Genomic DNA, 18,827 nt, shown 5'->3' with positions numbered 1-18,827 from the left:
TCAAAAAAAGCTTTGTTATTTAATAAATTAGATTTAGCTCAAAACGTATCCCTTGGCCATATGCACCGCACGATCACACATATGATCAATCACGTCGGCATCATGACTGACCAGCAACATGGTCAGATCCCCTGCGGATTTTAAATCGTTGAGCAGGTTGAGGATTTCTGCCTGCACCGACATATCCAGGGCGGAGGTCGGTTCATCAAGCAGCAGCAGCTTTGGTTTGAGCAATAAAGCACGCACAATCGCAACGCGCTGACGCTGTCCGCCAGAGAGCTGATGCGGATAACGCTTCATCAGCGCCGGATCCAGCCCGACCTGCCGGAAACCTTCGGCAATTTTTTGCTCAATGTCCTGCTCTTTGATGATTTTCAGTGGCTCTGCCAGCGTGCGCAGCAGTTTATGTTTCGGATGCAGCGAGGCATACGGATCCTGAAAGACCATCTGCACGTCGCGGCGCAGGCTGCCGGTGAACGGTTTGCCGGGTTTGACCTGCTGCCCGAGCAGCGTCAGGCTGCCGTCCCACTGGCCGTTCAGACCCGCCAGCACCCACAGCAGCGAGGATTTACCGCAACCGGACGGCCCCACCAGACCGAAGCATTCGCCCTTGTTGATGGTCAGATTCACGTTATGCACCACGGTGCGCACTTCATGCCCCATACGGTGGGAAACGCTTAACTGTTGCAGTTCAGCGATAGCTTCACTCATGGCGAGGCTCCTTTTTCAGCGACGCCAGAAGCTCGCGATCCAATACCGGCAGACGTTCGCCGTGAGTAAACTTACTCGGACGACACGACCAGAGCGTCTGCGTGTAGGGGTGCGTGGCGTGCGCCAACTGGTCCGCCGCAAGTTCGTCCAGCAGTTCGCCTTTGTACATCACCAGCACGCGCTCACAGTAGTGCGCCACCTGTTGTAAATCATGGCTGATGAGAATCAGCCCCATGTTGCGTTGCTCGACTAAACGCTCGATAAGCCCCAGCACCTGTTCACGCATGTCAAAATCCAGCGCCGACGTCGGTTCATCAGCGATCAGCCATTGCGGATCGTTGATCAGCGCAATCGCCAGCATCACACGCTGCCCCATGCCGCCGGAAAGCTGATGCGGATATTGCTGTTGCAGAAATGCCGGATTCGGCAGGCCGACGGCGCTGAGCATCTCCGTCACTTTTTCCTGGCGCTCTTTGCGCCCGAGACGGGTATGCAGGCGCAGCGGTTCTTCCACCTGCTTGCCGATTTTTTGCGTCGGGTTCAGCGCATGTTTGGGATCCTGCATCACCATCGAGACGCGGTTACCGCGCAAACGGCTCCACTCGCGCTCTTTCAGCGTGGTCAGATCGTTATCGCCCAGCGTCAGCTGCGTCGCGCGCATCTGACAAGGGTGTGGCAGCAAGCCCATCAGCGCGCGGGCGGTGAGGGATTTACCGGAACCGGATTCCCCGACCAGCGCCACACGCTCCTGCCCGACGTTCAGGGAGAGCGATTTCACCAGCTCGACCGGGCGTTCGCCCGGCAGCCAGATGGTCATATCCCTGGCAATCAGCCGGTCGTTTTGCAGCGTTTTGGCATGATTGTGTTTTTGATGAAGAGAGAGCGCATCAGTTGCCATGTCGTGGATCCATTTTGTCACGCAGGCCATCGCCCAGCAGGTTGAAAGCCAGGCTGGCAAACAGAATTGCCCCGCCCGGTGCAGCGGCGACCCACCACTGATCGAAAATCACTTTACTGCCCTCAGCCACCATCGAGCCCCATTCGGCGGTCGGCGGCTGAATCCCCATGCCGAGGAAACCCAGACCGGCAGACGCCAGAATGATGCCGCCCAGGCTGAGTGCCGCACGCACTACCGCGCTTGGCAGACACAACGGCAGAATATGGCCGAACATCAGACGGAAACCGCCAATGCCCTGCATACGCGCGGCAGCCAGATAATCACTGCGGCGCAGCGCCAGCGTTTCCGCCCGCGCCTGACGCGCAAACGGCGGCCAGCTGGTAAATGCCAGCGCCAGCGCACCGTTCATCAGGCCGGGGCCGAGGATGGCGACCAGCGCCAGCGCCATCACCAGACTCGGCAGTGACATCACGATATCGGTCAGGCGCATCACAATGCGCTCAAACCAGCCACCGATGTAACCGGCACTGATGCCGATCAGCAGACCGACCGGAATGGTCAGCAACAGGATCAGCGAAACCAGCAGCAGTGTCGGACGCGCGCCGTACACCACGCGCGAAAGCAGATCGCGGCCAAAACCGTCAGTGCCCAGCCAGTGGGCGTGCGAAGGCGGCAGCAGGCGCAGTTCGATGTGCTGAATATTCGGGTCAAAGGGTGCAAGCCAGGGGGCCAGCAGCGCGGTCAACACCAGAATCACCACCAGCACCGTGCCGATGGAAAGTGTGGTAATGCGCCGCGCAGGTTTCCAGACGGGCGTGTCGGCCTCAGCCTCAACCTGCGTCGGTTGTTCGGGGATCATTTGTGTCATAAGCAGCCACTACCGGGTTCGCGGATCGAGCAGATAAGTAAGGGCGTCAGCCAGCGCATTCAGCAGCACGAAACAGGTGCCGATCAGCAGCGTAGCGCCAAGAATTGCCGGGGTATCGGCGGCGAACAGTGCTGTAGTCAGATAACGTCCGACGCCCGGCCAGGCAAACACCGTTTCGGTCAGAACCGCACCTTCCAGCAGGCTGGCGTAGGAAAGCGTCAGCACGGTAATAAGCGTCCCCAGCACGTTGGGAAACACATGGCACAGCAGCACGCGCACCCTGCCCGCGCCTTTCGACCGCGCCAGAATCACATACTCTTTGTTCATTTCACCGAGCATCGAGGCACGCAGCAGACGGGTAATCCCGGCCATCGACAGCATCGCCAGCACCGTCACCGGCAACCATAAATGGCTGATGGCGTTGTAGAACATGTCGCGGTCGCCGGAAAGCCAGGTATCGATCAGCACAAAACCGGTACGCGGCGTCATGGTGTACATATACACATCGTCAAGACGCCCCGGCCCGCCAGCCCAGTGCAGCACGGCGTAAAACAGCAACAGGCCGAGCAGGCTCAGCCAGAAAATCGGTACGGAATAGCCGAGCAGCGACACCAGTCGCGCCACGTTATCCAGCCAGCTTCCCGGCTTCCACACCGCCAGTAACGCCAGCAGAATGCCAAAACTCCCGCCGAGCAGAATGGCGCAGGTCGCCAGTTCCACCGTTGCCGGGAAGGTGCGCATCAGATCGCTGGCAACCGGCTGCGCGGTGATGCGGGAAATCCCCATATCGCCATGCGCCAGATGATCGAGATATCGGGCGAACTGCACCGGCACCGACTGATCAAGCCCTAAATCGCGACGCACCTGGGCATAGGTGGCTTCGCTGGCGTGATCGCCCGCGACCTGCAACGTCGGGTCAATCGGCGCGAGATGGGAAAGCGTAAAGGTGAACGCCAGCAGGCCGAGCAACGTCAGCGCCAGCGAAATCACGCCGGTCAGCAGACGGCCTGACCAGCGCCAACCCTGCCGGACGAATCCGGCGGGTGTTGAACTGTCTGTCATTACTTGGTGACCTTGCTGTAGAAGACCATGTCAGGGTTGATGCCCTGCACGTACCCTTTGATGTTGTCACGCACAGCAATCAGGCTTTTGGCTTGCAGGCCGATGACGAACGGTGAGTTCTTCTGCACTTCCAGTTGCAGCTGACGGTAATCCGCCACGCGTTTGGCCTGATCCGGTTCCGCGATGGCGGCCAGCGTCAGTTTGTTCAGTGCAGGAATTGACCAGTTAGCGCGCCATGCCAGCGTTTTGCTGCCGTCTTCCGGGTTGAAGGCAAACGCCGAGGCGTTGGTGTTCGGGTCAAAGTAATCCGGGCCCCATGAAGACATGTACGCGTCGTAATCATGTGACTTCACTTTGGTGGAAATCTGCTGACTCAGGCCCGGATCCAGTTTCACGGTCACGCCACCCTGCGCAAAGCTGGCCTGCAACGCCTGGGCAATGTCGAGATACGGTGGCTGATTAGAGGTGGAAAGCGTGAAGCTGACGTTAGTCAGACCGGCCTTCGCCAGAATCGCTTTGGCCTTCGCCGGATCATAAGTGTATGGCGTGTCGTTTACGGCACCGAGGTAACCTTCAGGCAGGAATGACTGATGCACCTGGAACTGATTTTTCATCAGGTCGTGGGCGATGTGGTTGTAGTCGAACAGATAACGTGCCGCTTCCCAGAAGGCCGGGTTGCCCAGCGCCGGGGAGGCTTTGGCGTTGAACTGCATGAAATACAACGAGGCGTAAGGGATAGCCAGCGGTTTCACCCCTTTCTTCCCTTCAAGCGCGGCCATCTGGTCTGAACCGAGGTTACGCGCCATATCGGCATCGCCCTGCTCAATCAGCAGACGGCGGGCCGCTGGATCAGGCACGTTTTTGATCAGAATGGTTTTCAGCTTCGGCGCGCCTTCAGGCGACGTCGGGTTAGCCGCCAGGATCACCACTTCATGCGGGATATAATTGCGGATCTGGTACGGACCGGAACCGGCGGAATGGTTGCTCAGCCACTGGTGGCCCAGATCATCCCCTGCGGCATTGGTTTTCACCAGTTTGCTGTCCACGATGGAAGACACCGGCGCAGACAACAGGCTCAGCACGAAAGACGGGCTGACGTCGGCGGTCCAGCTGATTTTTACGTGCTGATCGTCGATTTTGGTCAGGAAGGTATCGACGTTTTTGTCGTTCCAGCCCAGCTGCGTCAGGATAAATGACGGCTCAAGATTCAGTTTCACCACGCGGGACAAAGAGAAAATGACGTCATCGGCGGTCAGCGGGTTGCCACTGGCAAAGGTCGCTTTCGGTGACAGCGTGAACGTCAGGCTGCGGTTATCTTTTGCCGCTTCCCAGGAGGTCGCCAGCGTCGGTTTTAAATCAATCGGATTGGTCGGGTCAGACTGCACCAGACGCTGATAAATGTTATTGAAAGCCTGCACCGTCGTCAGCTCAAAACCCTGAGCCGGGTCGAAGCTGGAGGTATCATCAATGGACTGAGCGATCACCAGTGTGTCCGGCGGTGTGGCTGCCTGAACAGAGAAAGTAGCCGCAATAGCCGTAAACAGGACGGACGGTAATAAAGCTTTCATCAAGACAGACTCTCCAAAGTAGCGAAATTGCTCTTATTTAATAACCAATACACGGAGTGTAAAGTTTCTTCAACTCCCCAGAAAGTCTGATAAATACTATCGTTATGCGAATTTTGCATAACGTTATCTGATTGGTTATTAAAGCGACGGAATGCGGGCTGGCAGGGAATTGTTACTGTACAAAAGTGGGAGAAATACTCCCTTTCCCCGTGTGGGAAAGGGAGTGGCTCAAAATCAGAAGTCGTAGGTCGCGGAAAGCTTGAATTCCCGCGGATCGCCCTGTGTCAGATAACCGCCGGTGGCAGAGGCCCAATACTTCTCGTTGGTGACGTTTTCCAGATTGGCGCGCCAGGTCAGCGTGCTCTGCCCGACAGGCATGGCATAGCGCACGCCGAGATCAAGACGCGTCCAGCCATCCACTTTCAGTTTGTTGGCTTCGTCCGCATACTGCGAACCAGAACGGATCACTTTACCGGTCGCGGTCACGCCGCTGCCGCCGGGAATATCCCACTCGCCGCCCACCACCCACTGATAACGCGGCACACCGACGGCATCGTTTCCATCATAGGTGCCGCCCTGCGTTTTGGTCATTTCCGGGTTCATCCAGGTCACGCTGCTGTTGACGCGCACACCCAGCACCGGCTCACCAAAGACGTTCAGCTCAACCCCACGGTTTCGTACTTCACCGTAGTTGCCGTAGGTATAACCCTCGCCGGTTGCGCGGTACATGCCAATCGGTTTTTTGATTTCGTACAGCGCCAGTGAACCCGCCACGCGACCAAAATCGGCTTTAACACCCACTTCGTTTTGTTTCGACGTTTCGATGCCGCTCACCTGCCCGCCGTTGGAGACGATGCTGCCGTTATAGGTGGTGCCTGCGGTTTCGCCCGCCTGTAAGGCTTCGATGTGGTTGGCGTAGAAGGAGTAGTGTTCCCACGGCTTGACCACCAGACCGAAGGCTGGCGTCACTTTCATTTCGTCAAATGACGTATTTTCTGACCCGTCGTAATTGTAGTTTTTCACCACCACGTTCTGGCGGCGTAAACCGGCAATGAACTGCAGACGATCGTCGAGTACGGACATTGTGTCAGACAGCGAAACGCCGTAGGTCCGGGTGCGGTTACGCACCAGCGGATCGCTCATGTCGCCGCCTTTGTACAAGTTGGTCAGCGGTTCACTGTAATCAACGGGGTCGTAAATGTTGGTCCTGATCGATGCCGCCGTCATGGTGTAGGCAGTTTTGTATTTACGGTACAGCGTCGAGACACCGAGGTTCACGCTGTGGTTGACGAATCCGGTATCGAACTTACCGCGAACGCCAGCCTGTGAAGATAAGCTGTCGGCGAAATAGGGTACCGTCATGCGGCTCATGGTGGCGTTGCCGTCGTTGTCCTGCAACGTCGGCGAACTGTATTTACCAAATTCGTGCGTATGGTTGGCGCCGGCTGCCGCGTAGACAGTCCAGTTATCGGCCACGTCATACTCGCCTTTCAGCATGCCGAATTCGTTTTCCATATCGGTCGAGGCATATTGCTGGCCGTAATTGCCGGTGGCAGAAGGCACGTCAGGGATTTTAGTGGCTTTGCCGAGATACACCACCGGACGCCCGCCGTGGACACTGGTTTTGCTCATGCCGAAATCCAGTGAGGAACGAAAGCGGTCGCCGCGGTAGTCCAGCCCGAGAGAGCCAAGCGTTAAACGACGTTTTTCATCATCGATCGCGCTTTCTCCTTCGCGATGAACGGCGTTAACCCGCACGCCCCACTGGTTGTTATCACCAAAACGGCGGCCAACATCCACTGCGCCGCCTACCTGGGAAGACGACGTGTAATCGACCGATACGCGGTTAATTGCGGTATCCGTGGCGCGTTTTGGTTCAATGTTGACGTTCCCGCCCACACCGGTGCCGCCCGGAGGTACGCCGTTGAGGAAGGCGCTGGAGCCTTTGAGCAGTTCCACGCGATCGGCAAATTCCATTGGCAAGATCTGGCGTGGCAGTACGCCGTACAAGCCGCCGTACGAAATATCATCGCCGGAGAGTTCAAAACCACGGATGACAAACGTTTCTGAATAATTGCCATAACCGTAGCCGGTTTGCACCGCAGCATCGTTATTCAGCACATCGCCCAGCGTACGGCTCTGCTGATCCTGAATCAGCTTGTCGGTAAAGCTCACCACGTTAAACGGCACATTCATGGCGTCCTGCTCGCCGAGGATCCCCAGACGCCCGCCGTTGGCGATCTGCCCGTCGAGGTAAGCAGGAACAGTGTCGTTGCCGCCCGGTGTGAAAGTTTGCGGTGCAGCGCTGATGGTGATGGTGTCACCCTCTTTCGCCGGTGCGGTCGCAGGCGCCGCGAAGGCAGGCAGCGTCAGCATTCCCAGCGCAGCAGAAATGACGGCGGGTAACATTTTGCGTTTAAAAACAGGCGTACACGGTGAAACAGAAGAGTGAAAAATTTCACTTTCAGTATGCATGAGAGTTCCCTGAAAAGTTCAAATGGTAATAGTAATAATTATCAAAACGATTTGAATTATGCTGATCGGGACTCTAATTGCAACCGACTTCGGTGTAATAACCTCAGGGTAAACAGGATGTTAAAAAGGTTATTTATTGTGGGTTAGGAATTTTATTATTCGTCAGGCGGGTAATTCACTGAAATCAGGGGAATAAATAATGCGGAAGGAAAACAGACTGCGTAGGGACATCACGCAGCCTGCAAAACGTAAACAACAGCGTCAGCTCAGGCCGGGCACATCGAAGCCGGGAGACACCGCCAGCAACATACGCACCTGCTTCACCAGTTCACTCATGCAGTCATCGCGCATACCGTAACTCTCAAGCTCTTTTTCAAGGGCAAACAGGTATTGCGCGTTGGTGCCCAACGGGCCACTCGCCCTGGCGATCAGCGGCGCAATGATCTGATAATCCGTGTCCGCTTCGTACTGAGGGTGCGAGGGATCCATAATAAATACCAGCGCAGTGACGATGCGCCCATCATCGAGCGCCAGTTCGCACCAGGTCGGGCGGTAACAGCCGGTGAGCATTTCACGCTTCCACAGCAACTCCAGCTCCTCGTGCAGCTTGTCTTCCGGCAGGCGGAATGCCAGGCCGGTCGTCTGGCCGCCGTCACGCAGCGCCAGCATACGTCCCGGCTGCGCGTGGGTGCCGCGCCCTGCCGTCAGGCGTAAACAGAATGCACGATGATAACCGTGCAGAGTGGCAGGCCGTGCCTCTTCCGAGTCGAAGACCGGGTTCCACATCAGCGAGCCATAACCAAAAATCCACACAGGACTGTTGTCAGGGCGTCTCGCCAGCGTGCAATCGAGTGAGGCGGCGCGTTGTTCGGAGGTTAATAACATCGATTCGTCGATGCTGCCGAATGCTGTCTTACAATCTGCGTTACGCAGAAAATCTCGGGTTAACATTCATTCCCTCCTTCATTACGACGTACTTTTGAACATGCCATGCTGTTAACGCTGTGTTCTCCGTTATCGCGGTTAGTGATGGTCTGTGGAGCGATCAGATTTAAGATTTTTGGTATACCCCACTCTTTGAAACCTTATTCGTTTCTCTCGTTGCAATCAAGGTTGAGAACGATCACAAAACGAAAATAAAGTGATTATTTTATGAACATTGTATGAATGTTGAATTTTAGGCGGGAATATCACAGATAAACCGACAAGAACTGCCTCGCCGCAAGACCGGTGCTACGCTTGCGGGAGGTAATGCACAGGCCGCGTGTGAATCGCTTTATCTGAGCGAAAAAGGCGGTTTTTCACCTGTTCAGCCTGTGGGTATCGTGATTATTTACATAAGTTGACGCAGTGCGTCCATAAGGTAAATATGAAAATCCAATTTATTGATTACTATTGTTTTAATTATTTAACACGCCAAGTTAAGTCAGCGTATAAGCGCCTGTAATTCGCCACACCTGCTGATAAACAGGCAGTACGTCGTTTTTTTGTGGTTAACCTCCATTATTTTCTGTTAATAGATTAATTTATCTACTATACTTAACAGGTTACACCATTACGCAACAGCGCGTTTTTACTGATAACCGACGGACAGGCGGTTATTGTTTTCTTCGTGACACCCGCTTTGCAGGGTCACGCATGTTTATAAGGAGAAAAATCATCATGGTGTCGTCTCAGGAACATCCCAAAATCAAAACCCGCCATCAGGAATATTCCCTGATTTTTCCCATTGCCGCCCTTATCGTCCTCGTTTTTTGGGGCAACAGCAGTAACTTTGCCTCGGTCGTTGGTATCAATCTCATTGCTCTGGTCGGGATCCTTGCCAGTGCATTCAGCGTAGTGCGTCATGCGGACGTGCTGGCACACCGTCTTGGCGAACCTTATGGCTCGCTCATCCTCAGCCTTTCAGTGGTCATCCTCGAAGTCAGCCTGATTTCTGCCCTGATGGCGACCGGTGATGCCGCTCCCGCGCTGATGCGTGACACATTATTCTCGATCATCATGATCGTCACTGCCGGCCTGGTGGGCGTTGCCCTGCTGCTGGGCGGTCGTAAATTTGCGACTCAGTACGTAAATCTTGGTGGTATCAAACAATATCTGATGGCGATTTTCCCGCTGGCCGTCATCGTGCTGGTTCTGCCTGCTGCGCTGCCCGGCGGTAACTTCTCCACCACGCAGGCTCTGTTTGTCGCCGTGATTTCCGCCGCCATGTACGGCGTGTTCCTGCTCATTCAGACCAAAACGCATCAGAGCCTGTTTATTTACGAGCACGAAGATGACGATGAAGAAAGCGGCCACGGAAAGCCCTCTTCCAAAAGTAACCTGACGCACACCTTATGGCTTATCGTGCATCTGGTGCTGGTTATCGCCGTCACTAAATTCAATGCCAATCCGCTGGAAAGCCTGCTGACTGAACTGAACGCCCCTGCGCAGTTCACCGGTTTCCTGGTGGCGCTGTTGATCCTCTCCCCTGAAGGGCTGGGCGCGCTGAAAGCAGTGCTGCAAAATCAGGTACAGCGTGCGATGAATTTGTTCTTCGGCTCCGTGCTGGCGACCATTTCCCTGACCGTTCCGGCGGTGACCGTGATTGCCACCCTGACCGGTCAGGACCTGATTTTCGGCCTCGACCCGGCGAACATCGTGGTGATGCTGGCGGTGCTGATCCTGTGTCAGATTTCATTCTCGACCGGACGTACTAATGTCCTGAACGGAACGGCGCATCTGGCCTTATTCTGTGCCTATATGATGATTATTATGCTTTAACCCTGGCAGATAAACGCCATAACAAGAAAGGCCGCTCATCGGAGCGGCCTTTTTATTGTCATCAATTCGGTCATTTATGGGGAATTAATTATGAGTAAGCATTCAGCGTTCTCTGGCACAACTCAGAGCGCACGCAATCCTGTTTACCAAACTTAATGATGCCCACCATTTCGTCTTCTTCGAAACGGGATAATGCATCGCTGAGCCCTGATACTACGCCACGTGGTAAATCACACTGGGTAATATCACCATTCACAATCACCGTCACATTTTCACCCAGTCGGGTCAGGAACATTTTCATCTGACTGGCGGTGACATTCTGCGCTTCATCCAGAATAACCACTGCGTTTTCGAAAGTGCGTCCGCGCATGTAAGCAAAAGGCGCAATTTCCACTTTCCCAATTTCCGGCCGCAAACAATATTGCAGGAATGAAGATCCCAGGCGACGTAATAAGATGTCGTAGACCGGGCGGAAATAAGGGGCAAACTTCTCTGAAATATCGCCTGGCAGGAAACCGAGATCTTCATCGGCCTGCAATACCGGACGTGTCACAATAATCCTGTCGATTTCTTTGTGAATTAATGCCTCAGCTGCTTTCGCAGCGCTGATGAATGTTTTGCCGCAACCGGCTTCACCTGTGGCAAAAATTAACTGCTTATTCTCTATGGCTGATAAGTAATGACCTTGAGCTTCGGTACGTGCTTCGATTACGGAGTGGTCGCGTGTATCCCGTGCCATTCCAATCGATTCCAAACCGCCCATCTGTACCAGTGATGTCACAGATTCTTCCTCGCGCTGGCGGTGACTGCGTGAGTCGCTACGAATGACTCGTTTTGCTTCACGGCGAGCTTTGATCACTGCTTTCTGTCTTCCCATAGTGGCACCTTACAGTTTGATTCACTTAACGCTAAGGCGGTTTCCCGCACGGTTATGTTTCACTCACAAATGAGGTTTTGGTCTCCTTTTAGACCAATTGAAGCCAATGAATAACGTGAAGAGGAAAATCGATCCCATTGATTAAGAAATAATCTCCTGGCTGTTTTCTTTTCACGAAGAGGCATTGTCAGTAATGAACTGAATGTCAATAATGACAAACCGCTGACCCGCACAATAAAATTGCCAGAATTAAAGCCAATGCTGTTCGCACCAGTGTGAAAGAGTCTCCCGGATTTAGGAGAAGAAGAGTCAGTTAAAGAACAGGGTTGTTGTTGCGTGGATGAAAACATCAGTGAAGAAAGATAGGAATATGCTGAAAATGCGTGACGAAATAATAAAGAGTCGGAAGCCTTGCCCTCGTTTGCAGTGACGCGACAACAACGAGTGAATGAGTGAAGCCTGTTATTTACTCTCACCAGCCCAAACAAGGACTTTACCATTCGCGCTCCCCGCAGTGTTATTAACGGCATTGGCCGTACACTCAGAAAAACCTTTTACAGTGCTGCTCAAAAACCTATTTACCGTACCACTCAAAAACTATCGCGCTATGATTTCAGTATAATGACAGCTGAAATAAATGCGTTACTAAAATGTAAAAAAATTTGTAGTCTTCGTCAACAGGATCTTGAGGATCTTTTTGGGATCCTCCCTCCGGTTATTTTTCCCCGCTGATTTTACTGCATAAGGTAAAGCAGGCGATCGACCCGCTGACGGCGAAAAGGATCGGAATTAAAAAGTCATGATCAACCCGCGTAAACTCCATAATCAGCACCACCGCGGTTAAAGGCATTTTCATTGAAGAGGCCAGAAACGCCGCCGCCCCGATAATGGCAAACGCGCCAAGCGAGGTGCCGGGCCAGAACATATTCCACACGGCACCCAGAATACAGGCCAGCAGCGCGCCGTTAGACAGCCCCGGCGTCAGCAATCCGCCCTGCGCACCGGCGCGCAGCGTACTCCAGGTGATCACCAGTTTGCCGGCCAGCACCGTTGCCGCCAGCGCCACGGTAATCTGATTATCAAAACTCAGCTGTGCGGGCCCCTTCCCGTTGCCCAGCAATTGCGGCAACCAGCCCGCCAGAATGCCGATGAACGCAAAGTTCAGCAGATTGAAAATAATCAGCCGGGCATCGCGCGGTGCCTGCGCTTTTGCGCGGTTGGTCATGCGCGTAAACCCGTATGCGGCCACGCCAAATACCGGCCCCATCACCACTGACCAGACCATCAGCGAGGGCGTGGTATTCAGTTGCATCAGATGATACTGCGATTCATTACCAAGCCCGATCCACGCCACCAGCGCCGCAATGGAGGAAGTCGCGATAGCCGGTAACAGTAACCGCCAGCTGAACGCGCCGAGCAACACTTCAAGTACAAACACCGCGCCACCGAGCGGCACGTTATACACCGCCGCCAGCCCGGCGCCTGCCCCGCAGGCAATCATGATCTGCGTTTCACGCACCGTCAGGCTGAACCGCCCGGCCAGCCAGCTGGCAGACACCGCCCCGATCTCGCGCGGCGCGACTTCGCGCCCGAGCGGCGAACCGAGCGCCACGGTAATAATTTGCAGCAACGCATGGAGCGTGGTGCTGACAAGAGGCATACGTGGTTGATCAGATTTCACCGCCGCCGCAATGCTCACCAGCGGCTTGCCCCAGCGGTAAAGCGCCCACCAGCCGAACCCCGCCACGGCGCCACACAAGATCAGCACCGCCAGACGCCGCGAGCGCGTGGCCTCACTGACACCCTGTAAAAAGCTTTCGTTGCTGATGATAAAGTCGGGGCTGTAGCCAAACGCAAGGTGCTGGATGAAATGCAGCAGCAGCGCCAGCAGCATGCCGCCGAGACCGGCCAGAATGCCGGTACACAAAGTGGCTGCGGTCAGCCGCCATAACGGGGTAGTTGCTGCGGGAGGATTCAATTCGGACATGTCAGGGTTTCACTGATTTTGTTGATTACAGATGAACAGATTACACAAACTCAGTTAAACCGCGCATCAGCCAGAGGGATTTTTCCACAACAAATTTTTCACAATCGCGTGGTCACAACAGCGTGGTCATAACGCACAGCGGAACTCCTCCCTCCGGCAGGAAGGAGGAGCAGGGATTACGCCTCGATCAGCGTTTGCCCGAGATAATGTTTCTCATCCTGCACACCTGGCAGCGTGAAGAAGAAACCGCCGCCTGTCGGGCGGATATACTCTTCGAGCGGTTCGCCGTTCAGGCGTTTTTGTACCGTGAGAAAGCCTTTTTCCAGATCGTGCTGGAAGCAGACGAACAGCAGGCCCATCTCCAGTTGGCCGGAATTGGTGACGCCCAGAGAATAGCTGTATCCACGGCGCAGCATCAGATTATCGTCAGTGGCTTTGGTGCGCGGGTTAGCCAGACGAATGTGCGCATCCAGTGGGATCACCTTCCCCTCCGGATCTTTACTGTAATCCGGCACGTCGTGCTCTTTTTCCATGCCCAGCGGCGCACCTGTGGCCTTGTGGCGGCCAAAGATGGTCTGCTGCTCCTGCAACGGCGTGCGGTCCCAGAATTCGACGTGGAACGGGATAATCCGGGTGGCCTGATAGCTGCCGCCGACGGTCCAGGCGGGTTCGCCCTGATCGGCAGTAACCCAGATGGCTTTGTCCATCAGCGCCTTGTCTTTACTGTCAGGATTGGCCGTGCCGTCTTTAAAGCCCAGCAGATTGATCGGCGTTTCTTTGCCCTGGCTGCGCGCAGCGTGGGACGAAATAAACCCGTCGCGGCGCCAGCGCACGCTGAGCAAATCCGGCGTGTATTTGATGATGTCACGCAGCGCATGAACCACGGTATCGCTGTTGTTGGCGCAAATTTGCAGCAGCAAATCGCCGTGGCAAAGTTTGGCATCAAGAGAATCGTTCGGGAAACGCGCCATGCGCTGAAGTTTCAGCGGCTTGTGCGCGGCCAGCCCAAAACGTTCATCGAACAGGGAATCACCGGCGGAGAGCGTCAGGGTGAGATTATCCGGATAAATCTCGCTGCCCATGACGCCGGAATCCATCGGCGGGAATTTAGGATCCACAGAAGGCGCGGTGCCACCGGTGGTCAGGAAGCTGAAACGGGTGTCGAGCAGCCGGAACAGACGCTCCAGATCGGCCTTCGTTGTCGCCAGCACATCAAATGCCACCAGCATCATTGACGCCTGTTGTGGCGTCAGAATACCGGCCTGATGTTCACCATAATAAGGCTGCCTGCCCCAGCGTTCGTCCGGGGAGACCGTACCTGGTGTGTACTCTGGTTTTGCACCGGGTGTTTTTTCGGCCTGCACAGTGGATGCGCCGCCCAGGGCAAATGCCCCGCCTAACAATCCCACGCCTTTGAGCAAACTGCGGCGTGAAGAAGAAACGTCATCCTGATTATTGTTTTTATGACTCATTACTCTGCCTCGGAAATTTAAAAGCGCCCTTCCCGGTCAGGGGAAAGGCGCTGAAAAATCAATCTAAACCAAGAACACCACGCAGTTTGGCTAAATCTTCTGCCAGGGTGGTGATTGGCCCTTTCATTGCGTTACGGTCTGCATCAGACAGTTTTTCGTAATTCTCATAACCGTCTTTGGTTTTGTATTTATCCAGCAGCGTATCGACGGTTTTGAAGTTAGCGTCGATTTTATCCAGCAACGGTTTGTCGGCTTTTTCCAGCAACGGACGCAGCAGGTTAACGATTTTCTGAGCGCCATCGAGGTTGGCACGGAAATCCCACAGGTCGGTGCGGCTGTAACGGTCTTCTTCACCGCTGATTTTGCTGGATGCCACTTCTTCGATAAGACCCGCTGCCCCGCCGACCACTTTGCTTGGCGGGAAGGTCAGATCGGTAATGCGTTTTTGCAGATCCACCGTATCGGCGTACAACTTATCGGCAAATTTCTCGGTGCCCTGGGTGGTTTTATCGGCGAAGAGGATTTTCTCCAGACGGTGGAAACCGGTGAAGTTAGGGTCTTCCGCTTTTTTCTCGAAATCGTCTTCACGGGCGTCGATGCTGCCATCCAGATCGGAGAACAGTTCGGCGATAGGCTCAATGCGCTCGTAATAAACGCGGGTGGAAGCGTACAGGGATTGCGCTTTTTTCAGGTCGCCCTTTTTAATCGCATCAGTGAACGCTTTGGTGTGGGAAACCAGTTCACCCACCTGCTGGGTCACATAGACTTTGTATTCCGCAATCGGGCCAACCAGCGCCATGGCGTCCGGTTTGGTGGCGGCCGCTGCGCCTTCTGCGGTCACGGTCAGTTTGCCTTTTGGATTGCTCAGCAGTCCGCAGGTCATGTCGTATTCGCCCGGTTCCAGGTTAGCCGTCATTTTCTGGGTGAAACCTGGCGCGATATTTTCGCGCTCTTCCACCACCATCACGCCTTTCAGAATTTCCCATTCCAGACCTTTCTGGCTGGCGTTATGCACGACAAACTGGGTTTTACCGGCAGGCACGGTCAGCGCCATCGGTTCACACTGTTTATCATTAACGGTAATTTTTACCTGACGAACATCAGCAGCCAGCACGTTGGCGCTCAGCGCAAAAGCGGGCAGAGACAACATTGCAATCTGTAAAGCTTTACGGCGAAACAGCGGGGATGAATAGGACATGTACCACTCCATGACAAACTGTGTGAAGAGACAATTAACGTAAAATCAGCGTTGTGTTTTGTGCCCGGCAGATGCCGCAGCGGCCACAGGCGATTTGCTCTGCGGCATAAAGAACAGGAACAGCGCCGGGATCAGATACAGGAAATACACCGCGACTTCACTGACGGTCGGCGCTTCCTGATACCCGAACATGCCTTCCAGCAAGGTTCCGAATAAAGAGTGCGTGGAGAGCGTCCCGCTCAGGTCAAAGGCGATATCCTGCATGCGGTTCCACAAACCTGCTTCGTGAAAAGCGCGGATGGCGCCCGCAGCCAGACCGGCGGCGACAAACAGAATAAACAGGCTGGTCCATTTAAAGAATTTCGCCAGATGCAGCTTCACGCCGCCGTAATAGATGAGGAAACCGAGCACGATCGCCGCGCCCAGGCCGAGCAGTGCGCCAATCGGCGCTTCGATACCGACGTCTTGCTGAAACGCAGCCAGCAGGAAGAACACCGATTCCAGCCCTTCGCGTGCCACCGCAAAGAACACCATCGCCACCAGCGCCCAGCCCTGCCCGCGGCTGGAGTTGAGCGCGTTATCAATCGCGCCTTCCAGATGTACTTTGATTGAACGCGACACCTTACGCATCCAGAACACCATGTAGGTCAGAATGCAAACTGCCACCACCGCCACAATGCCTTCGAACAGCTCCTGCTGCTTTTGCGGAAACTCGCCGGTGGTTTCATTGATGAAAATACCCAGCGCCAGACACAATGCTGCCGCCACGATCACGCCAATCCAGACCACGCCGAGCCACTGCCCGCGCTGCGTCCGTTTCAGATAACTGGCGATCAGGCTGACGATAAGCGCGGCTTCCAGCCCTTCGCGGAACATAATGAGAAACGGAACGAACATAGCGGAACTCCCGTAGAACAAATGACTTACAGTTTGTGCAAGCACTCTGTAAAGAAAAGTAAAATCGAAACGATAGTGATTATCATTCCTGGCGAGATAAATACAAGAGGCCGCATGCTGTTTTTTGACCACTGAAGGGGAAAAGCGCACGAAAAAATATTGCCGGTTGTTTCAGCACCCCGGATACAGGGTGCCGTAAAAGAAAACGGAGCCCTGAAGGCTCCGTGAGGTCACTGTCTGATTCACCGCCTGGGGCGAAAATCAGATGCTGTTGTATTCGGCTTCCGCCGTATTGAAACGTTCTTCAACCGCTTTTGGCGGCCTGCTGCCGGTCAGGCTGACAATCCAGATAGCCAGCGAGGCGAAGATAAAGCCGGGGATGATTTCATACAGCTCGGCCCAGCCGTACTGTTTCCACAAAATCACGGTAGCGGCACCGACCACCATCCCGGCCAGCGCGCCGTTGCGGGTCATGCGTTTCCACATCACCGAGATCAGAATAACGGGCCCGAATGCCGCACCAAAGCCTGCCCAGGCGTAACTCACCAGACCCAGCACGCGGTTTTCAGGGTTTGCCGCCAGCGCAATCGCCACCAGCGCCACCACCAGAACCATCAGACGACCAATCCACACCAGCTCACGCTGGCTCGCGCCCTTGCGCAGAAACGCCTTATACAGGTCTTCGGTGATAGCACTGGAGCACACCAGCAACTGACAGCTCAGCGTACTCATCACCGCAGCCAGGATCGCGGACAGTAAAATACCGGCAATCCACGGATTGAACAGCAGTTTCGCCAGTTCGATAAACACGCGCTCACCGTTTTGCGTCACGTTCCCCGCTTCGCCCGGATTATTGCTGAAGTACGCAATGCCGAAGAAGCCGACCGCGATGGTGCCCGCCAGACACAGAATCATCCACGTCATGCTGATGCGGCGCGCGCTGCGAATGGTACGGTGAGAATCCGCCGCCATAAAACGCGCCAGAATGTGCGGCTGGCCGAAATAACCCAGCCCCCAGCCCAGCAGCGACAGGATAGCCACCAGATTCATGTTCTTAAACATGTCGGTGTATTGCGGGTTTTTAGCCTGAATGACCATCATTGAGGTATCAATACCGCCAACCGCGAGGATGACGATCACCGGCGTCAGAATCAGTGCAAAAATCATCAGACTGGCCTGCACGGTGTCCGTCCAGCTGACGGCCAGAAAGCCCCCGATAAAGGTATAAATGATGGTTGCCGCCGCCCCCGCCCACAACGCGGTCTGGTAGGTCATGCCGAAGGTACTTTCGAACAAACGTGCACCGGCCACAATGCCGGAGGCGCAATAGATGGTGAAAAAGACCAGGATCACCACCGCCGAGATAATGCGCAGCAGTTTGCTGGAATCTTCAAAACGATGGGTAAAGTAATCCGGCAGGGTCAGCGCGTTATTGTTGGCTTCGGTATGCACACGTAAACGCCCTGCCACCAGTTTCCAGTTCAGATACGCGCCGATGGTCAGGCCGATGGCAATCCAGCTTTCGGAAATGCCGGAAATAAAAATCGCCCCCGGCAACCCCATAAGCAGCCAGCCGCTCATGTCCGACGCCCCGGCGGAAAGCGCGGTCACCACGCTGCCTAAACTGCGGCCACCCAGAATATAATCATCAAAGTTTTTGGTCCGTAAATACGCGATGAGTCCAATCAAAATCATCCCGAAAATATAAACACAAAACGTCACCAGCATCGGTGTGTTCATTGTCATTGTTTTCTCCACTTCTTGTTATTTGTCGTGCTTATGAGCGATGCATATTCCATGCAGGCCGGCACCTGTCTGTCCTGACGCGGCGATAAACGCGGTCAATCTCATGCCGGGGCGAGATGATGGCTGAAACCCGTAAAGGATGCAGCATTACTCTCCATATTTTTTCTTTTTACAGGTGGGTAATCGGGTTTTTATTCAAATTTCCTGTCGGGCGGATACTGGTTTAGCACACCATTGAATTCAAGATAATTAACAAATCAGATACACAAAATTCACGCTCCATCACACTTATTCTGATAACCGGT

General features: G+C 54.6%; 14 protein-coding genes. 1 reads left to right on the top strand and 13 read right to left on the bottom strand.

Features of this window, described 5'->3' with window-relative positions; translation table 11 throughout:
* Positions 1 to 33: 33 nt before the first annotated feature.
* From ED901_RS05295 to ED901_RS05265, 7 genes are all read right to left on the bottom strand, one after another.
* The gene (locus tag ED901_RS05295) at positions 34 to 711 is read right to left on the bottom strand and encodes an ABC transporter ATP-binding protein (RefSeq protein ID WP_056770263.1); all 678 of its coding nucleotides are present in this window, start codon (positions 709 to 711) and stop codon (positions 34 to 36) included.
* On the bottom strand, positions 704 to 1,609 hold the full coding sequence (locus tag ED901_RS05290; protein WP_371414284.1) for an ABC transporter ATP-binding protein: 906 nt from the start codon (positions 1,607 to 1,609) through the stop codon (positions 704 to 706). The genes ED901_RS05295 and ED901_RS05290 overlap by 8 nt, the downstream gene beginning before the upstream one ends.
* Entirely contained in the window at positions 1,599 to 2,477 is an 879-nt protein-coding gene (locus ED901_RS05285; protein ID WP_082465677.1) for an ABC transporter permease, read from the bottom strand. Before ED901_RS05285 ends, ED901_RS05290 begins: the two co-directional genes overlap by 11 nt.
* Before the next feature lie 9 nt (positions 2,478 to 2,486).
* On the bottom strand, positions 2,487 to 3,539 hold the full coding sequence (locus tag ED901_RS05280; protein WP_056770260.1) for an ABC transporter permease: 1,053 nt from the start codon (positions 3,537 to 3,539) through the stop codon (positions 2,487 to 2,489).
* On the bottom strand, positions 3,539 to 5,107 hold the full coding sequence (locus ED901_RS05275) for an ABC transporter substrate-binding protein (RefSeq protein ID WP_122095193.1): 1,569 nt from the start codon (positions 5,105 to 5,107) through the stop codon (positions 3,539 to 3,541). Before ED901_RS05275 ends, ED901_RS05280 begins: the two co-directional genes overlap by 1 nt.
* 234 nt (positions 5,108 to 5,341) lie before the next feature.
* Positions 5,342 to 7,582: a TonB-dependent siderophore receptor gene (locus ED901_RS05270; RefSeq protein WP_122095191.1), complete on the bottom strand. Its 2,241-nt coding sequence runs from the start codon at positions 7,580 to 7,582 to the stop codon at positions 5,342 to 5,344.
* Positions 7,583 to 7,843: 261 nt separating this feature from the next.
* Positions 7,844 to 8,533, bottom strand: coding sequence for a gamma-glutamylcyclotransferase (locus ED901_RS05265; protein WP_056770253.1), 690 nt, complete (start codon positions 8,531 to 8,533; stop codon positions 7,844 to 7,846).
* A gap of 711 nt (positions 8,534 to 9,244) precedes the next feature.
* Here ED901_RS05265 and chaA point away from each other — a divergent pair.
* Entirely contained in the window at positions 9,245 to 10,345 is a 1,101-nt protein-coding gene (gene chaA / locus ED901_RS05260; RefSeq protein WP_056770249.1) for a sodium-potassium/proton antiporter ChaA, read from the top strand.
* A gap of 88 nt (positions 10,346 to 10,433) precedes the next feature.
* Here chaA and phoH read toward each other — a convergent pair whose 3' ends face one another.
* The 6 genes from phoH to putP form a co-directional block, all read right to left on the bottom strand.
* A complete protein-coding gene (gene phoH, locus ED901_RS05255) occupies positions 10,434 to 11,222 on the bottom strand; it encodes a phosphate starvation-inducible protein PhoH (protein ID WP_056770246.1) in 789 nt (262 codons plus the stop codon).
* Positions 11,223 to 11,937: 715 nt separating this feature from the next.
* Positions 11,938 to 13,209 (bottom strand): chloride channel protein, encoded by a 1,272-nt coding sequence (locus ED901_RS05245; protein ID WP_122095189.1) that lies wholly within the window; start codon positions 13,207 to 13,209, stop codon positions 11,938 to 11,940.
* A gap of 176 nt (positions 13,210 to 13,385) precedes the next feature.
* On the bottom strand, positions 13,386 to 14,681 hold the full coding sequence (efeB, locus tag ED901_RS05240) for an iron uptake transporter deferrochelatase/peroxidase subunit (protein ID WP_122095187.1): 1,296 nt from the start codon (positions 14,679 to 14,681) through the stop codon (positions 13,386 to 13,388).
* A 58-nt stretch (positions 14,682 to 14,739) separates the two neighbouring features.
* Positions 14,740 to 15,879, bottom strand: a complete 1,140-nt coding sequence (gene efeO, locus ED901_RS05235) for an iron uptake system protein EfeO (RefSeq protein ID WP_122095185.1) — start codon at positions 15,877 to 15,879, stop codon at positions 14,740 to 14,742.
* Between the two features lie 45 nt (positions 15,880 to 15,924).
* Complete coding sequence (gene efeU / locus ED901_RS05230) at positions 15,925 to 16,776, bottom strand: iron uptake transporter permease EfeU (RefSeq protein WP_122095183.1); 852 nt, start codon at positions 16,774 to 16,776, stop codon at positions 15,925 to 15,927.
* A gap of 261 nt (positions 16,777 to 17,037) precedes the next feature.
* On the bottom strand, positions 17,038 to 18,522 hold the full coding sequence (gene putP, locus ED901_RS05225) for a sodium/proline symporter PutP (RefSeq protein WP_122095181.1): 1,485 nt from the start codon (positions 18,520 to 18,522) through the stop codon (positions 17,038 to 17,040).
* Between the last annotated feature and the right edge of the window lie 305 nt (positions 18,523 to 18,827).

This window comes from Rahnella sp. Larv3_ips (genome assembly GCF_003697865.1).
Taxonomy (GTDB): domain Bacteria; phylum Pseudomonadota; class Gammaproteobacteria; order Enterobacterales; family Enterobacteriaceae; genus Rahnella; species Rahnella rivi.
The sequence above is the reverse complement of the archived record's forward strand: the minus strand, read 5'-3'. Positions and strand labels throughout refer to the sequence as shown.